This is a genomic window from Mesorhizobium sp. M1066 (assembly GCF_040318635.1).
Classification (GTDB): domain Bacteria; phylum Pseudomonadota; class Alphaproteobacteria; order Rhizobiales; family Rhizobiaceae; genus Mesorhizobium.
This window is the reverse complement of record NZ_JAMYMR010000016.1, coordinates 79,651-96,454: the sequence shown is the minus strand read 5'-3', so window position 1 is coordinate 96,454 and position 16,804 is coordinate 79,651. Positions and strand designations below refer to the sequence as shown.

At 65.2% G+C, this 16,804-nt stretch carries 15 protein-coding genes; 8 read left to right on the top strand and 7 right to left on the bottom strand.

Features of this window, described 5'->3' with window-relative positions; all coding sequences use genetic code 11:
• Positions 1-69 precede the first annotated feature (69 nt).
• From NKH52_RS20415 to NKH52_RS20405, 3 genes are read left to right on the top strand one after another with little or no spacing between them, the layout of a single operon-like run.
• Positions 70-1,563 carry an NAD-dependent succinate-semialdehyde dehydrogenase gene (locus tag NKH52_RS20415; RefSeq protein ID WP_352736347.1) on the top strand — a complete coding sequence of 498 codons (1,494 nt, stop codon included), beginning with the start codon at positions 70-72 and terminating at the stop codon, positions 1,561-1,563.
• 38 nt (positions 1,564-1,601) lie between these two features.
• Positions 1,602-2,981, top strand: coding sequence for an aspartate aminotransferase family protein (locus tag NKH52_RS20410; RefSeq protein WP_352967698.1), 1,380 nt, complete (start codon positions 1,602-1,604; stop codon positions 2,979-2,981).
• 9 nt (positions 2,982-2,990) lie between these two features.
• The gene (locus tag NKH52_RS20405) at positions 2,991-4,094 is read left to right on the top strand and encodes an alcohol dehydrogenase family protein (protein WP_352734240.1); all 1,104 of its coding nucleotides are present in this window, start codon (positions 2,991-2,993) and stop codon (positions 4,092-4,094) included.
• Positions 4,095-4,110: 16 nt separating this feature from the next.
• Here the strand turns inward: NKH52_RS20405 and ocd are convergent, their stop codons facing one another.
• From ocd to NKH52_RS20370, 7 genes are read right to left on the bottom strand one after another with little or no spacing between them, the layout of a single operon-like run.
• Positions 4,111-5,157 (bottom strand): ornithine cyclodeaminase, encoded by a 1,047-nt coding sequence (gene ocd, locus NKH52_RS20400; protein WP_352734238.1) that lies wholly within the window; start codon positions 5,155-5,157, stop codon positions 4,111-4,113.
• A gap of 30 nt (positions 5,158-5,187) precedes the next feature.
• Positions 5,188-5,817, bottom strand: a complete 630-nt coding sequence (locus NKH52_RS20395) for an FMN-binding negative transcriptional regulator (RefSeq protein WP_352734236.1) — start codon at positions 5,815-5,817, stop codon at positions 5,188-5,190.
• 4 nt (positions 5,818-5,821) lie between these two features.
• The gene (locus NKH52_RS20390) at positions 5,822-6,703 is read right to left on the bottom strand and encodes a branched-chain amino acid ABC transporter permease (protein WP_352734234.1); all 882 of its coding nucleotides are present in this window, start codon (positions 6,701-6,703) and stop codon (positions 5,822-5,824) included.
• Positions 6,704-6,708: 5 nt separating this feature from the next.
• Entirely contained in the window at positions 6,709-7,413 is a 705-nt protein-coding gene (locus NKH52_RS20385; protein ID WP_352734232.1) for an ABC transporter ATP-binding protein, read from the bottom strand.
• A gap of 4 nt (positions 7,414-7,417) precedes the next feature.
• A complete protein-coding gene (locus NKH52_RS20380; RefSeq protein WP_352734230.1) occupies positions 7,418-8,584 on the bottom strand; it encodes an ABC transporter substrate-binding protein in 1,167 nt (388 codons plus the stop codon).
• A gap of 41 nt (positions 8,585-8,625) precedes the next feature.
• Positions 8,626-10,467 (bottom strand): branched-chain amino acid ABC transporter ATP-binding protein/permease, encoded by a 1,842-nt coding sequence (locus tag NKH52_RS20375; RefSeq protein WP_352734228.1) that lies wholly within the window; start codon positions 10,465-10,467, stop codon positions 8,626-8,628.
• 14 nt (positions 10,468-10,481) lie between these two features.
• Positions 10,482-11,648, bottom strand: coding sequence for an NAD(P)/FAD-dependent oxidoreductase (locus NKH52_RS20370; RefSeq protein ID WP_352734226.1), 1,167 nt, complete (start codon positions 11,646-11,648; stop codon positions 10,482-10,484).
• A gap of 145 nt (positions 11,649-11,793) precedes the next feature.
• On the opposite strand from NKH52_RS20370, the gene NKH52_RS20365 reads away from it, so the two are divergent.
• Genes NKH52_RS20365 through NKH52_RS20345 form a run of 5 tightly spaced genes read left to right on the top strand, consistent with a single transcriptional unit; the run spans position 11,794 to position 16,775 of the window.
• On the top strand, positions 11,794-12,732 hold the full coding sequence (locus tag NKH52_RS20365) for a MurR/RpiR family transcriptional regulator (RefSeq protein ID WP_352734224.1): 939 nt from the start codon (positions 11,794-11,796) through the stop codon (positions 12,730-12,732).
• Positions 12,729-13,376 carry a cysteine hydrolase family protein gene (locus tag NKH52_RS20360; RefSeq protein WP_352734222.1) on the top strand — a complete coding sequence of 216 codons (648 nt, stop codon included), beginning with the start codon at positions 12,729-12,731 and terminating at the stop codon, positions 13,374-13,376. Before NKH52_RS20365 ends, NKH52_RS20360 begins: the two co-directional genes overlap by 4 nt.
• The gene (locus tag NKH52_RS20355) at positions 13,373-14,695 is read left to right on the top strand and encodes a type I glutamate--ammonia ligase (protein WP_352734220.1); all 1,323 of its coding nucleotides are present in this window, start codon (positions 13,373-13,375) and stop codon (positions 14,693-14,695) included. The genes NKH52_RS20360 and NKH52_RS20355 overlap by 4 nt, the downstream gene beginning before the upstream one ends.
• Positions 14,695-15,462 (top strand): N-formylglutamate amidohydrolase, encoded by a 768-nt coding sequence (locus tag NKH52_RS20350; protein ID WP_352734218.1) that lies wholly within the window; start codon positions 14,695-14,697, stop codon positions 15,460-15,462. The genes NKH52_RS20355 and NKH52_RS20350 overlap by 1 nt, the downstream gene beginning before the upstream one ends.
• On the top strand, positions 15,459-16,775 hold the full coding sequence (locus tag NKH52_RS20345) for an aspartate aminotransferase family protein (protein ID WP_352734217.1): 1,317 nt from the start codon (positions 15,459-15,461) through the stop codon (positions 16,773-16,775). Before NKH52_RS20350 ends, NKH52_RS20345 begins: the two co-directional genes overlap by 4 nt.
• The last annotated feature ends 29 nt before the right edge of the window (positions 16,776-16,804 follow it).

Genomic DNA, 16,804 nt, shown 5'->3' with positions numbered 1-16,804 from the left:
CAAACAGCCTCTCTATCTGTATCGGGCGGATAGTCTTCCCGCATCAGTCCGAACCGGGAGGCTTTGACCATGTCCGCGCATTTCGCCCGCTCGCATCGCCACGAAGCGCTCGACCGCCTGACCGACCGCCGGTTGCTGCGTGAACTCGCCTATGTCGATGGCCACTGGACGGCAAGCGAAGCCGCTGAAAGCTTCGAGGTCACCGATCCGGCCACCGGCGCGACTGTTGCTTTCGTCGCCGCGCTAGATGCACGGCAGACGACAAAGGCGATCGATGCCGCCGCACGCTCCTTTCCGGCATGGCGGTCGCTGTTGCCGCAGGAGCGCTCGAAAATCCTGCGCAAATGGTTTGAGCTGATCATCGGCGCCAAGGATGATCTGGCTCTGCTGATGACGCTGGAACAGGGCAAGCCGCTGCAGGAATCGCTGGGCGAGATCGACTACGCCGCCTCTTTCATCGAGTGGTATGCCGAGGAAGCAAAACGCCTGAACGCCGAGAGCGTCACCAGCCATCTGCCGAACGCCGAAATGATCGTGCGGCGCGAGCCGCTCGGTGTCGTCGGCATCGTCACGCCGTGGAACTTTCCGTCGGCGATGCTGACCCGCAAGGCTGCGGCAGCCCTTGCCGCCGGCTGCACCATCGTTGCGCATCCGTCCTCGGAAACACCGCTGTCGGCGCTGGTGCTGGCCGAACTCGGTGAGCGCGCCGGCCTGCCCGCAGGCGCCTTCAACATCGTCACCGGCAAGGCTTCGACCATCGTCGGGCGGATGTGCGAAGATCCGCGCGTCCGTGCCATGAGTTTCACCGGCTCGACCGAGATCGGCAGGCTGATCGCCGCGCAAAGTGCGCCGACCATGAAAAGGCTGATGATGGAGCTAGGCGGCCACGCGCCGCTGATCGTCTTTGCCGATGCCGATCTGGACAAAGCGGTTGATATCGCCATCGACGCCAAATTCGCCACGTCGGGCCAGGACTGCCTCGCTGCCAACCGTATCTATGTCCAGCGTCCGATCTACGATCGGTTCTGTGCCGCCTTCGCCAAGCGCATCGAGACGTTGCGGACCGGCAATGGCCTTGCTGATAGCACCGACATCGGCCCGCTGATGCACGAGCGCGCCGTCAAGAAGGTCGAGGAACAGGTCGCCGATGCCATCGCTCATGGCGCGCGCTGCCTCACCGGGGGCAAGCGGCACCTGGCTGGCCCCCTGTTCTACCAGCCGACGCTGCTGGCCGATGTCAGTGACCAAGCGCAGATCATGCGTGAGGAGACGTTTGGTCCGGTGGCCGCCGTGACGCCGTTCGACAGCGAGGCCGAAGTGATCGCCCGCGCCAACGCCACCGAATATGGCCTCGTCGCCTATGTCGTGACCGAGAATGGTGGCCGGCAGCAACGCATGGGCCGCGCCCTCGACTACGGCATGGTCGCCATCAACCGCGTCAAGATCACCGGCGCGCCGATCCCGTTCGGCGGCGTCAAACAATCCGGCATCGGCCGCGAAGGCTCGCGCCACGGACTCGAGGCTTTCACCGATCTCAAATATCTCTGCCTCGATGTAGCTTAAGCTGCACCGGAATCACCCTTTTGTCAGGAGTCAAAAGAATGCTCGACCAGTCCAACGAACTCGCCGCCTGGGATCGCGATCACTTGTTCCATCCCTCGACCCATATGGGCACGCACGCGCGCGGCGAGAGCCCGACGCGCATCATGGCCGGCGGTGAAGGCGTCACCGTCTGGGACAACAATGGCAGGAAGAGCCTCGATGCCTTCGCCGGCCTCTATTGCGTCAATGTCGGCTACGGCCGGCAGAAGATCGCCGATGCCATCGCTGCCCAGGCGAAAAACCTCGCCTACTACCACGCCTATGTCGGCCACGGCACCGAGGCCTCGATCACGCTTGCCAAGATGATCATCGACCGTGCGCCGGAGGGCATGTCGCGGGTGTATTTCGGCCTCTCCGGTTCGGATGCCAACGAAACCAACATCAAGCTGATCTGGTACTACAACAACGTGCTCGGCCGGCCGGAGAAGAAGAAGATCATTTCGCGCTGGCGCGGCTATCACGGCTCGGGCGTGATGACCGGTTCGCTGACCGGGCTCGACCTGTTCCACAACGCCTTCGACCTGCCGCGCGCGCCGATCCTGCACACCGAGGCGCCGTATTATTTCCGCCGCGCCGACCGCTCGATGAGCGAGGAGCAATTTTCGCAGCATTGCGCCGACAAGCTCGAGGAGATGATCCTGGCCGAGGGACCGGAGACGGTCGCTGCCTTCATCGGCGAGCCGATCCTGGGCACTGGCGGCATCGTGCCGCCGCCGGCCGGCTATTGGGAAAAGATCCAGGCGGTGCTGAAGAAGTATGATGTGCTGCTGGTCGCCGACGAAGTCGTGACCGGTTTCGGCCGTCTGGGCACCATGTTCGGCTCCGACCATTACGGCATCAAGCCGGACCTGATCACCATCGCCAAGGGCCTGACCTCGGCCTATGCGCCGCTGTCGGGCGTCATCGTCGCCGACAAGATGTGGCAGGTGCTGGTTGAGGGCTCCGACAAGCTCGGCTCGCTCGGCCATGGCTGGACCTATTCCGCGCATCCGATCTGCGTTGCCGCTGGCGTCGCCAACCTTGAACTGATCGACGAGATGGACCTGGTGAGCAATGCCCGCGAGACCGGCGCCAATTTCCGCGCCGAACTGGCCAAGGCGGTCGGCGGCCACAGGAATGTCGGTGACGTCCGCGGCGACGGCATGCTGGCGGCGGTCGAGTTCGTTGCCGACAAGGACGACCGGGTGTTCTTCGACGCTTCGCAAAAGATCGGGCCGCAGGTGGCGACGGCGCTTGCCGCAAGCGGCGTCATCGGCCGCGCCATGCCGCAGGGCGACATTCTGGGCTTTGCGCCGCCGCTCTGCCTGACCCGCGAGGAAGCCGACATCGTCGTTTCGAAGACGGCCGATGCGGTGAAAAGCGTGTTTTCCAATCTCTGAGATCGACACATGAATGCCATGACCAGAACCGTCCCCGCCACCATGGCCGCCGTGCTGCTCACCGGGCACGGCGGACCGGAAAAGCTCCTCTACCGCAGCGATGTGAAAGTGCCTGCGCCCGCGCCCGGTGAAGTGCTGGTGAAAGTCAGCGCCTGCGGGATGAACAACACCGATGTCTGGGTGCGCCAGGGCGCCTATGGCACGGAAGAGGATGCTGCCGCCGTGTCGACGTGGCGGCGTCAGGGCAACACGCTGAGCTTCCCACGCATTCAGGGCACGGACACCGTCGGTATCGTCGCCGCTGTCGGCGAAGGCGTATCGCCGGACCGTATCGGCGAACGGGTGATGGTCGATTTCTCGATCTACAATCGCGACGACGATTCGCTCGCCGACATCGATTATATGGGCCACGGCCGCGATGGCGGTTACGCCGAATACCAGGCGGTGCCGGCCGAGAACGCTCATGTCGTCGACACCGACATGAGCGATATCGAACTCGCCACCTTCTGCTGCGCCTACCTGACCGGTGAACAGATGCTGGAGCGCGCCGCGCTCAAGGCCGGCGAGCGCGTGCTGGTCACCGGCGCCTCGGGCGGCGTCGGCTCCGGCATCGTGCAGCTGGCGCGGGCGCGGGGCGCCATCCCCTATGCCGTCGTCGGCAAGGGCAAGGAGCAGGCGGTCCGCGACATCGGCGCAGAGGCTGTCATCACCCGTGGCATTGCCGACCTGCCGCATGCCGTGAACGAGGCGACCGGCGGCCAGCCGATCGACGTTGTGGCCGACCTCGTTGGCGGCGCCATCTTCAACGACCTCTTGCGCATCCTGCGGCCCGAGGGCCGCTACACCACCGCCGGCGCGATTGCCGGCCCGGTCGTGCAGCTTGATCTCAGGACGATGTATCTGAAGCAGTTGCAGCTGCATGGCTCGAGCCAGGGCACGCGCGCCGATTTCCGCCGCATCGTTGGATATATCGAAGCGAAGAAAATCCGGCCACTGGTCGGCGGCGTCTACAAGCTCTCCGATTTCCACCATGCGCAGGCGGATTTCATCGCCAAGGATTTCGTCGGCAAACTGGTGGTGGTGCCGGATGCGATGTGGGGTTCGGCTGGCTGAATAACCCGACTATCCCTCAACCGTGCTGGGCCGCTCTGAGCAGCATGCCAAACAGGTCGCGCGGCTCGTCGGGGTCGGCCAGCATGTCGAGTTCCTGATAGAGGCCGGTCGACTTCAGCTGATCCCTGACATAGCGCAGTGCCGAAAAATCCTCGATGGCGAAGCCGACCGAATCGAACAGTGTGATCTGCCCGGGATCGCGCCGGCCTTGCACGGCGCCTAACATGACCTGCCACAGCTCGGTCACCTTGTGATCCGGCGCAAGCTGCTGGATCTCGCCCTCGATGCGCGTCTGCGGCGGATATTCGACGAAGATATCGGAGCGCAGCAGGATGTCGCGATGCAGTTCGGTCTTGCCGGGACAGTCGCCACCGACCGCGTTGATGTGGACGCCGGAGCCGACCATGTTGTCGGTGAGGATGGTGGCGTACTGCTTGTCGGCGGTGACGGTGGTGATGATGTCGGCCCCTTCCACCGCCTCCTGCGCGGTTCCGCAGGCGACCATGTCGAAGCCGAGTCCGGCCAGATTGCGGATGCATTTTTCGGTGGCCTTGCGGTCGATGTCGTAAAGCCTCAGCCTGTCGACGCCGAGCAGCGCCTTGAAGGCCACCGCCTGGAATTCGGCCTGGGCGCCGTTGCCGATCAGCGCCATGCAGTTCGAGCCGGTCGGCGCCAGGTACTTGGCGGCCAAGGCCGACATCGCCGCCGTGCGCAGCGCGGTCAGGATGGTCATTTCAGACAGCAATACCGGATAGCCATTGTGGACATCGGCGAGCATGCCGAAAGCGGTCACCGTCTGGCGGCCCTCGCGCATGTTCTTGGGGTGGCCGTTGACATATTTGAAGCCGTAGACCTCGCCGTCGCTGGTCGGCATCAGCTCGATGACACCCTCGGCGCTGTGCGAGGCCACGCGCGGCGTCTTGTCGAACAGTTCCCAGCGGCGGAAATCATCCTCGATGTAGCCAGCGAGTTCGACGAGGAAGCGCTCGACGCCGATCTTCAGCACCAGCTTCATCATATGATCGACGCTGACGAAGGGCACGATGTTGAGATTGGGGATCATTTTTTTCTTATCCTTGCCGCATGCAGGCGGTCAGTCCTGGCGATGCGCGTTGTGCGCCTTCATCATCGTTGCCAGCGCCGGATCATTTTGCTCCAACGCCTTGATGGCTCCGCTCGTGTCGTAGAGGCGCTCATCCTGTCCCATCTTGAACTTGGCTTCGAGCCGCCCGATCGGCAGGTCAAACCCTATGATACCAGGTATGCGCCGTTCCATGCCGCCTGGTCCCAGCTCGCGCATGCGCCAGCGGTCGACGCGCTCCTTTTCCAGCACGTCGACAAGCTGCAAGAGATGCCGGGCGGTGGCGTGATCGTCGAGCGGAACCGGATGCCCATGGCAATGCACGACGGCAAAGTTCCAGGTCGGCGCGCTGTCGCGCACCGGATTGCGCGGATACCAGGACGGCGAGATGTAGCCATGCGGGCCGTGGAAGATGGCGACCGTTTCCCTGCCTTCGCTGATCAAGGTGCTGTGCGGATTGGCTCTGGCGAGATGCGAGACCAGCGTTCCGTTTTCACCACGGTCGCGATCGAGCACGAAGGGAAGATGCGAGACGACAAGGCCCTGCGGTCCCGCTGTCACCACCGTGGCGAAGGCCGCAGCCTCGATCAGGCCGAACACCTCGCCCGACGACAGCGGCGCAAATTCAGGCTTGGTATACATCAGGTCAGCTTCGCTGAGCGCGAACCGCCGGGATCAGGCCTTGCGGGCGAACCAGCAGTACCGCGATGACGCCCGACAGCACGATGGCATCGCGGTAGGGCGCGATCGCTCCCGGAAGCGTCGCCTGCAACAAAACCTCGATGATGCCGAGCAGAAAACCGCCGGCGACAGCACCGGGCAGGCTGCCCAGCCCGCCGACGACGGCGGCGATGAACGCCTTCAGCACCGGCGTGAAGCCCATCAGCGGATCGACTGAGGCACGCTGCGCCACCCACAGCATGGCCGCCAGCCCGGCAAGCAGGCCGGAGAGCAGGAAGGCGGTGGCGATGATGCGGCTGGCCGGAATGCCCATCAGGCGCACGACGTCGAAATCTTCCGCCGCGGCGCGCATCGCCGTGCCGGTCACCGAGCGGCGAAGGAAGACTTCCAGCGCAATCAGCGCCAGTGCGGAGACGACGATGGAGATGCTGGGACCGACGCCGATGGTGAAATCGCCAAAGGAGAAGGCGCCGGTCATCCAACCGGGCATGGCGACAGCTTGCGGCCGCGCCGAAATGCCGTTCTGGAATACGACCTTCAGCAGGCTGGAGACGGCAAAGCTGGTCAACAGCAGGCTGGTGACGCTGGCGCCGCGCATCGGCCTGAAGGCGATACGCTCCATGGCGACAGCGGCGAGCGCGCCGCAGGAGACGGCGACAAGCACGGCGACCGGGAAGGGAAAGCCGAGCACCAGCGAGGCCAGAAGCACGTAGCCCGACAGCGTCATCAGCTCGCCATGGGCGAAGTTGATGAGGCCGACGATGGAAAAGACGATCGCCAGCCCGAGCGCCAGCAGGGCATAGACGCCGCCCAGGCTCACCGCATTGATGATCTGCTGCGCGATCATGCTTCTCAAGCTCCCAAATAGGCCTGGCGGACGAGGTCCGAGGAGGCGAGTTCTTTTGCCGTGCCTGACAGCACCACCTCGCCATTGGCGAGCACGACGGCACGGTCGGCGATTTCGAGCGCCAGGGCCACATTCTGTTCGACCAGCAGGATGGTCAGGCCCTTGCGGCGCAGTTCGGCGATCAGGTCGAAGACGGTGTCGATCAGTTGGGGGGCGAGGCCGAGCGAGGGCTCGTCGAGCAGGATCATGCGCGGCTTGCCCATGAGCGCGCGGGCGATGGCCAGCATCTGCTGTTCGCCGCCCGACAGATTGCCGCCCTTGATGCGATGATAGCGGCGCAGGATCGGGAACAACTCCAGCATCTCCTCCTCGCGCAGCCGGGCTTCGGCCGCCGGCTGGTGCACCGCGCCGCCGAGACGCAGATTGTCGGCCACCGTCAGGCTGGCGAAGATACGGCGGCCTTCCGGCACCAGCGCGACGCCCTTGCGGGCGATCGCCTCCGGCGCCAGGCCGGTGATGTCGACACCGTCGAAGATCACCTTGCCAGACGCCGCCGGCACCAGCCCGGCGACGGCACCGAGCGTCGAGCTCTTGCCGGCGCCGTTGGCACCGACCAGCGCGATGATCTCGCCGCTGCCGACGGTGAGGTCGACGCGGCGCACCGCCTCGACTTCGCCGTACCGGATTTTCATGGCTTCGACGCTCAGCATGATATCACGGCGCCGGAACGTCGGCGGCGTCGGGAATCAGGGTCTGGACATGCTTGCCCTCGCCGCCCTCGTAGCGCATCAGCGCCACTGGCCGCAGCGGCATGCGGTCCGTGCCGGCATAGGTGATCTTGCCGGTGATGCCTTCGAAATCCTTGAGGCCAGCGATGGCGTCGCGGATCGCTTTCGGGTCGTCGGAGCCGGCCGTCTTGACCGCCTGGTCGAGGATCAGGCCGATCTCGTAGCCATTGACCTCATAGGTCGATTCCGGTGCGTGGCCGGCATATTTGGTGAAGGCGGCGTTGAAGGCCTCGAGCTTGCTGCCCGGCTCGGCATAGCCGGCCGCGGTGTAGACGACGCCGTCGACCAATTTGCCGAGCGCCTTGATGGTCGGCGTGCCGATGGCATCGGCGCCATAGACCGGGATGGTGACGCCGGCGCCACGCAATTGCTGGATGAAGGCCGGGAAATCCGGCTCGTAGGCCGCCGTCATGATCAGGTCCGGTCTGTCGGCCAGCCCCTTGATGTTGGTGATCTCGGCGGAAAAGTCGGGCTGGCCCATGCTGAAGGTGCCGCGGCCGACAACGGCGCCGCCCTTCTTCTCGAACACCTTGCCGAAATATTCCGGCAGATTGGCGGTGTAGGTGGAGTCCGGCGAAGTCAGCAGGAACACCTTCTTCTTGCCTTCCGAGACGGCGAAGTCGGCGACCGCCGTCGCCTGCACATTGTCGGCCGGATAGGTGCCGAACATGACGTCGCCGACCGCGCCGGTGAGCACCGGGGCGGAGCCGCACAGCGTCAAGGTCGGAATGCCGAGCGGCTGGGTGAGCTGGCCGGCGGAAATCGAGGGATCGGCATCGCACGGCGTGATCATGATCTTGGCGCCGGCGTCGATCAGTTCCTGGGCAACAGTGGCGGTCTGCGCGGTGTCAGAGCGCGTGTCCTTGATCAAAAGCTTGACGGTGTATTTGCCGCCAAGCCCGCCCTTGGCGTTGAGCTCGTCGAGCGACATGCGCAGGCCGGCAAGTGCCGGCTGGTCGTAGGGAGCAAGGCCGCCGGTCTGCGCGGTCGCGACACCGATGATGATTTCTTCGGCGGATGCCGTCGAAATGGCGGCAATGCCGAACACGGCAGCGCACAGGGCGGCGCGATGAAGGCGATAGAGGCTTGGCATGTCGGTTCTCCTTCTGGATTTTTATCGTTGGTCGTTGCGGTCTATGCGGTCTGGTTTTCAGGCGTTGCGGTCTTGGCCCGCGCCGTGCGGCTGCCGAGATAGGCTGCGATCACGGCGGGGTTCTTCTGGACATCGCCCGGCGTGCCGTCGGCGATGACGCGGCCATGATCGATGACGACGATGCGCTCGCACAAATTCATCACCAGCCGCATGTCGTGTTCGATCAGCACGACGCCGATGCGGCGCTCAGCACGAACCGTCGATAGAATCGAAACCAGTTCGGCGGTCTCGACGGCGTTCATGCCGGCGGCCGGCTCGTCGAGCAGCAGGAAGCGCGGCTTCAACGCCAGGGCGCGCGCCACTTCGAGCCGGCGGCGCTGGCCATAGGCAAGCCTGGCGGCCGGCTGATCGGCAAATCTCTCCAGCCCCATGCGCGCAAGTTCACCCATTGCCGCCGCCTCGGCATGGCCGAGATCCGGCTCCACCTGGCGGGCGGCGACGACGACATTTTCGAGCACGGTCATGTGCGGGAAGACGCGGATGTTCTGGAAGGTGCGGGCAACGCCGGAGCGGGCGAAGCGGAAGGCCGAAGCCTGCCGGGCCACGCCACCCACCGACACGGTGCCGGCACTTGGCTTGATATCACCGGCCAGCATGTTGAGCAGCGTGGTCTTGCCGGCGCCATTGGGGCCGATGATGCCGGTGATGCTGTCGGTCTCGAAGTTCAGGCTGACGTCGTCGACGGCGACAACGCCGGCATAACGGCGCGACAGATGGTCGGCGGTGAGCCGGTCACTCTCGACATGCCGCGGTGGTGCCGTTGAAGCCATCACGGCCTGACGTCCGGGCCGGCGCAGCAGGTTCAGTTCACGCTCGCCGAACAGACCGGTCGGGCGCCGCCAGATGACCAGGATCATGGCGATGGCGAGCACGCCCTGGGTCAAGCCGAACAGGACAGGCAGATGCAGGCCGAGCACCTCGCCGCCGCCCTCGAAGCGGCGCACCACCTCGACCAAAACGATGGTGACGATGACGCCGGCGAAAGCGCCGAGCGACGAGGTCATGCCGCCGACGATCAGCATGGCGAGCATGGTGAAGCCTAGGTCGAAATAGAAATCGCGCGGCGAAAACGCGCCAAGGAATTGCGCCATCATGGCGCCGGCGGCCATGGCGGCGACGACGCCCGCCACCCAGGCGGCCAGACGCGCCGTGCGCTGGTCGACGCCGACGGCGGCCGCACCACTCTCGTCATTGGCGGCGGCGCGGGTGGCAAGGCCGAAGGAGGTTTCGCGAAACAGCCTCGCCGCCACCAGCGCCATCGAAGCGACAGCGGCAGCCGTCCACAGCCCGACCTCGCGCGGCACGCCATAGAATGGCTGACTGCCGCGCGTGATCTCGCGCCCGGCCACCAGCAGCGTGTAGACGATGATCAGCATGGCAAGCGTTGCGATCGAAGCGCTCGATCCGGAAAGCCTGAGCAGCGGCGTGCCAGTCAGCAGGCCGATGACGACCGCCAGGACCAGGACGACGGCCAGCGCCGCGAGGAAGGAGAGTTGATGGCCGGCGAGGAATTGCGGCAGGTCGCGCAGCGCCGTTCGCTGCAATGCGGTCGGCATGGTGAGGATGCCCGTAGCGTAGGCGCCGAGGCCGACAAAGGCGGCCTGGCCGAACGAGACGATGCCGCTGTTGCCGGAGAATATCTGCAGGCCAAGCACCGCCGTCAGCATGATCGCTGCATAGGTGACTACACGTTGCATGGCGGCGCCGCCAAAGATGAAGGCGGCAAGCGCCACCAGCAGCAGCACCGCGACCATGCACAGGGCATCGGCGGTGGCGTTGCGAAACGCGGCCGGCATGAAGCTACGTGGCTTGCTCTCGCTCATCGTCACCGGCGCCATCACGCGGCCCTGAAGCGATCGGGTGAAAACGGCGCCAGGATCGGCTGCGCGCCCTCGGTGACCAGCCTGGCCACGGCCTCACCGACGGCCGGCCCGGTCTTAAAGCCGTGGCCGGACGACCCCGCCGAAACGACCAGCCCTTCAACACCAGGCATGGCGCCGATGACCGGCAGGTCGTCGGGGCTCATGTCGTAGAGCCCGGCATAGCCTGGCCGGATGCCAAGTTCGGCCATGGCCGGCACGCGAGTGGCGAAGGTCTCCAGGATCTCGACCGATTCCGCTTCCGCGACACCTTCCATGTAATCATCGGGATTTTCGACCAAACGCGGACGGCCCGCATGTTCGTGGCGCAGGCCGGTGCCGCCGCCGGCCCAGGTGCCGGCCAGGATGACGCCGTCATTGTCGGGCCGAGCATAGTTGCAGGAAATGTCGTCGCACCAGGCGAACGGCATGACCTGCCTTGCCTTGCCGGCAGCGTCGAGCACGGCCATCGGATGGCGCTCGACATGCAATGGCAGATCCAGGCCCACCGTCGCCAGCAGGCGGCGCGTCCACGGCCCGGCGGCCAGGACGACCGTATCGGCTTCCAACACCGTTCCATCGGTCAAGATGACGCCGGTGATGCGGTCGCCCTGCCGCTGGAGGCTCTCGATCAGCGTGTTCTGCATGATCTTCGCACCACTGGTGCGGGCAGCACGGGCGATGGCGTTGGTGGCGCCGAAGGCATCGGCATAGCCATATTCCGGCTCCCACAGGGCCATTGCGACATTGTCCAGAACAAAGCCGGGGGCCGCGTCGGCAAAGGCCTGCGGTGACAATGTCTCGATGCGCGCGCCCTCGCCGCGGATGCGCTCAGCGGCCGCCGTCCAGCTCACCTTGTTGTCGTTGCCACAGACCCACATCATGCCGATTTCGGTGACAAAGGATCCTTCGCCCGCGATTTCCGGCAGCGACACCAGGATCTCTCGGCCGCGGATGGACAACTGCGACAGTTCCGGCATCAGGTAGAAGGCGTGCAGCAGCGCCGACGATTTGCCCGACGGGCCGCCGGCGGGGTGGGTCTGCTCGACCAACGTGACCTTCACACCGGCCTTGGCCAGATGATAGGCGGCGCTCGATCCGACAATACCGGCACCGACGACAATGACGTCGCTTCCGTTTCGCATGGCTGTTCCCCACAGTCTCTTGGCTGCTTTTCGACAAGGTAGGACCAGCGATTGCACAATGTCAACATCTCTTCATTGTTGACCGAGATTTAAATCTCTGTAATAAACTCGACAAAACAAGAGAACACGGATTTCGGGGAGGCCCATGGCGATACGCGATGTTCTGATGCGCGGGGATCTTGCGCTGACCCCGTCGGAAGAGAAGATCGTCCGGCTGCTGTTGACGGAATATCCGACCTCCGGCCTCGGCACCGCTTCGTCGCTGGCGCGGCGCGCCGGTGTCAGCGACCCGACCGTGGTGCGGCTGGTGATGAAGCTCGGCTATGAGGGGTTTCCGGATTTCCAGGCGAAGCTTCTGGCCGAAGTCGAGGCAAGACTGCACTCGCCGCTGCTGATGATGGAGGCCAAGCGACAGAGCGGTTCCAACGACAGCGCCGTGCTGGCATACCTCGATAGCGTCACCACGGCCTTGCAGAAAGCCACTGCCGCGACACCCATCCAGACATACGAACGGGCGGCCCGCCTGCTGATGGAGGTCAAGGGCGAGATTGTCATGGTAGGCGGCCGGTTCAGCCGCCACATCGCCGGCATGCTGGCCGGCTATCTCGTGCAGTTCCGCTCCGGGGTTCGCGATCTCGGCGTGCTTTCTCCGCAGACCTTCGACACGCTCGCCGACCTCGACCGCCGCAACGTGCTCGTCGTGTTCGACTATCGCCGCTATCAGCTTGATGTGATGGCCTATGCGAGCCAAGCGGCAGCGCTCAATGTGCGCATCGTCCTGTTCACCGACCAATGGCTGTCGCCGATATCAGATCTCGCCGAAGTCACCATCGTCAGCCCGCTCGAAGTCGCCTCGCCCTACGACACGCTGGCGCCGGCGATCGCCCAGATGGAGGCGCTGGTCGCCCATATCGTTTCGACGCTGGGCGACGAGGCCCGCGCCCGCATCGAGCGGCTCGAAAGGGTGCGACATGCCAATGCCGTGACGCTCGACAGCGACCCGCAAGAGAACGGCGCGCGCAAGATACCCGGACCCCGCAAGACGCCGGGACCCAAATCAGCAAAGCAGGACGACAAAGCATGACCCAGGCCCTACCCAAACGAGACGAAGCCTTCCGTGCCGGCGAAACGGCACTGCTGCTCGTCGACATGCAGCGCATCTGGCTGGAGCCGGGCGCCGATCCGTCGCATCCGGAGCGTGGCCCCGATCACTATTTCTACCGGCAGACATCCTCGCGGACGATCCCCAACCAGGAGCGCCTGCTGGCCGCGGCGCGGGCCAATGGCGTCGAGGTGCTGCACACCATCATCCAGAGCCTGACCGAAGACGGCCGCGACCGCTCGCTCGACCACAAGCTGACACCGATCCATATTGCACCCAGCCTCCCCGAGGGACTGCCGGTGGCATCGCTGGCGCCGGTTGGCGACGAGATCATGCTGCCGAAGACGTCGTCGGGCATCTTCAATTCGACCAATGTCGACTATCTCCTCAAGAACCTCGGCATCCGCTATCTCGTCGTGGTCGGCGTGCTGACCGATCAATGCGTCGACATGACAGTGCGCGACGGCGCCGACCGCGGCTATCTCGTCACTTGCGTATCGGATGCCTGCGCCACCATTACCCAAGAACGCCACGACATCGCGCTCAAGGCCTTCGGCGGCTACTGCTGGGTGGCCGACACCGACACGGTCGTCGACCGCTTCAACGCTTTGGGAAAAACGGCATGACATCGCCCGTCGAGCCCCTGGTTGCCGTCGTCACCACGGATCTCTCCGCCGTCACGCGGGGCCGTTTCGTTGCCGAAAGCAAGCTGCAGAAGACCGCCACGACCGGTGTCGGCTGGCTGCAGGCCAATCTGTCGCTGACGCCGTTCAACTCGATCGTCGATCCCAACCCCTGGGGCTCGTCGGGCGACCTGCGGCTGATCCCCGATCTCAAGGCGCGCTTTCGCACGACACGCACCGGATCGGCGACGCCGTTCGACATGGTCGCCGGCGACATCGTCGAGCTCGACGGCAGCCCATGGCTCGGCTGCACCCGCACGATGCTCAAAGAGGCGTCGGCCGATTTGAAAGCCGCAACCGGCCTGTCGGTCATCGCCGCCTTCGAGCATGAATTCAATGTCGCCGACGGCGGCTTCGCGCCGGCGCATTCGATGTCTTTCGCCGCATTGCGCCGCACGGACCCCTTCGCGCCCAACCTGATGGCGGCGCTCGAGGAGGCCGGCGTCGCACCCGAAGTGGTCATCGCCGAATTCGGCGACGAACAGTTCGAGGTGACGCACGAGCCGGCGGACGCGCTGACGGCAGCCGACCGCGCCGTCGCCATCCGCGAAATCACGCGCGAACTGGCGCGCAATGCCGGCTGGCGTGCGAGCTTCGCGCCCAAAACCGCGCCAACTGCCGTCGGCAACGGCGTCCACATCCATTTCAGCTTCGTCGACGAGGCCGGCAAGCCGGCAACTTACGACCCGGCGCAGCCCGGCGGCCTTTCCGCCAAAGCCGGCGCCTTCTGCGCCGGCGTGCTGCGTCACCTGCCTGGGATGACCGCCATGACGGCGTCGAGCGTGTCGTCTTACTACCGGCTGAAGCCGCACAGTTGGAGTTCGTCCTACACCTGGCTTGCCGACCGCGACCGCGAGGCGTCGTTGCGCATCTGCCCGACGGTGACGATGGGGGGGCGCGATCCGGCGCGGCAGTACAATATCGAGTACCGGGCGGCGGACGCCACCGGCAATCCCTATCTGTCGCTGGCGGCGATCATCCGCGCCGGGCTGGAAGGGCTGAAGGCGGGCTTGCCGTCGCCACCTTTGGTCACCGGCGACCCGACACTGATGAGCGAGGCGGAGCGCGCAAGTCTCGGTCTGGTGCGCCTGCCCGAAACCCTGCCGGCGGCGCTAGACGCTCTGCTGGCGGACGGCACCGTGATGGGGTGGTTCGCGCCTGTCTTCATCGAAACCTTCCTCGGCCTTAAACGACATGAAGCCGAGCGTCTTGCCGGTCTCGATCCGGCCTCCATCTGCGATCTCTACCGGACGCTCTATTGATGACCGCACAGACCGGAAAAGATTGGCCGGAGGCCGTCGAGGTCCTCAACGAGCACGGCCGTTCCGATATCGTGCTGTTGTGCGAGCATGCCTCCAACTTCATGCCGGCCGAGTATCGGCAGCTCGGCCTCGATGCCATGCATCTGCAGCGCCACATCGCCTGGGATATCGGCGCCGCCGAGGTGACCCGCCTGCTGTCGTCGAAGCTCGATGCACCAGCCTTCCTCAGCGGCTATTCCCGGCTGCTGATCGACCTCAACCGACCGCTTCATAGCCAAGGCAGCATTCCGGTTCTGTCGGAAGACACCGACATTCCCGGCAATGTCGGCATCGATGCAGCCGAACGCGCCCGGCGCGCCGAGATCATGTTTTCGCCGTTTCATGCCCGGGTGGCCGCGTATCTCGACCAACGGGCGCAAGCAGGCCGGCAGACGCGGATCGTGACGATCCATTCCTTCACGCCGGTCTTCCTCGGTGTCAGCAGGCCCTGGCATGCCGGCGTGCTGCACGACCAAGCAAGAGATCTCGCCGAAGCGATCCTTTCGGGCCTGCGCACCGACGCGGCGCTCAATGTCGCGGCCAACGTGCCCTATGTGATCAGCCGCGACGCCGACTACGCCGTGCCCATCCACGGCGACGATCGCGGTATCCCCGCCGTCCTCGTCGAGATCCGGCAGGATTTGCTGTCGACCCGGTCCGGCATCGAGAAATGGGCCGACCGCCTGGCGGCGGCACTGCCGGCCCTCGAGACGGAAGCAGTGCCGTGAGCAATCTCAGCCTGCGCGAACGTGATGCCGCGACCATCGCTCAGATCGGCAAGCTGCGGTTCTCGCCGCTCAGCGTCGTCGGCGGCCAGGGCAACCGGCTGATCGAGGAAGGCGGCCGCTCCTTGCTCGACCTATCGGGATCGGCCGGTCCGGCGGTGCTCGGCTACGGCCATCCGGCTGTCGTCGAGGCGGTCGAGACGTCGATCCGCAACATGGCCGGCGCCAGCCTGCTGCTCTACCCGAACGAGCCCGCCGTATCGCTGGCGGAGCGGCTGCTGGCGATTACGCCCGGAGAAGGCGAACGGCGCGTCTGGTTCGGCCATTCCGGGTCGGATGCCAACGACTGCGCGGTGCGCGTGCTGCAGGCGGCCACCGGCCGTTCGCGCTTCATCTCGTTCATCGGCTCCTATCACGGAAATCTCTCCGGCTCGATGGGCATCAGCGGCCATACCGCCATGACCCACACGCTACCCCGGCCGGGCGTGCTTCTGCTGCCCTATCCCGATCCGTACCGCCCGAATTTCAGCAGCGAGGACGTGTTTACCCTGCTCGACTACCAGTTCGAGACCACCTGCCCGCCGCATCAGGTCGCGGCGGTGTTCATCGAGCCGTTGATGTCGGATGGCGGGCTGATCGTGCCGCCGCCTGGCTTTCTCAAGGCATTGCAGGAGCGTTGCCGCAGGCACGACATCAAGATTGTCGTCGACGAGGTCAAGGTCGGGCTCGCTCGCAGCGGCATGATGCACTGCTTCCAGCATGAAGGACTGACGCCGGACCTCGTCGTCTTCGGCAAAGGCATCGGCGGTGGCTTGCCGTTGTCGGCCGTGATCGGCCCTAAGGAGATCATGGACCATGCGCCGGCCTTCGCGCTGCAGACAACCGCCGGCAATCCGGTGGCGACATCGGCCGGCAACGCGGTGCTGAAGACGATCGAGACGGACGGCCTGGTCGAGCGCTCGGCGCGGATCGGCATGCTGTTTTCCGACGCGCTGCGAGCCCTTGCCGCCAGGCATGAGATCATCGGTGATGTGCGCGGGCGCGGCCTTGCCATCGGCGTCGACCTGGTCAAGGACCGCACGACACGTGAGCCGGTTGCGGCGGCGACCACGGCCAAGATCATCTATCGCGGCTATGAGCTGGGTGCAGCCTTCACCTATGTCGGGTTGAAGGCCAATGTGCTGGAGTTCATGCCACCGCTGACGCTGACGGAAGACGAAGTGGCGGAGGGCGTGGCGATCGTCGACCAGGCGATCGCCGACGTCAACGCCGGCGAGGTCTCGGACGCGGACGTCGCCTCCTTCATGATGTGGTGAACAGAAAGGCGCAGCCACGGCTGCGGCAG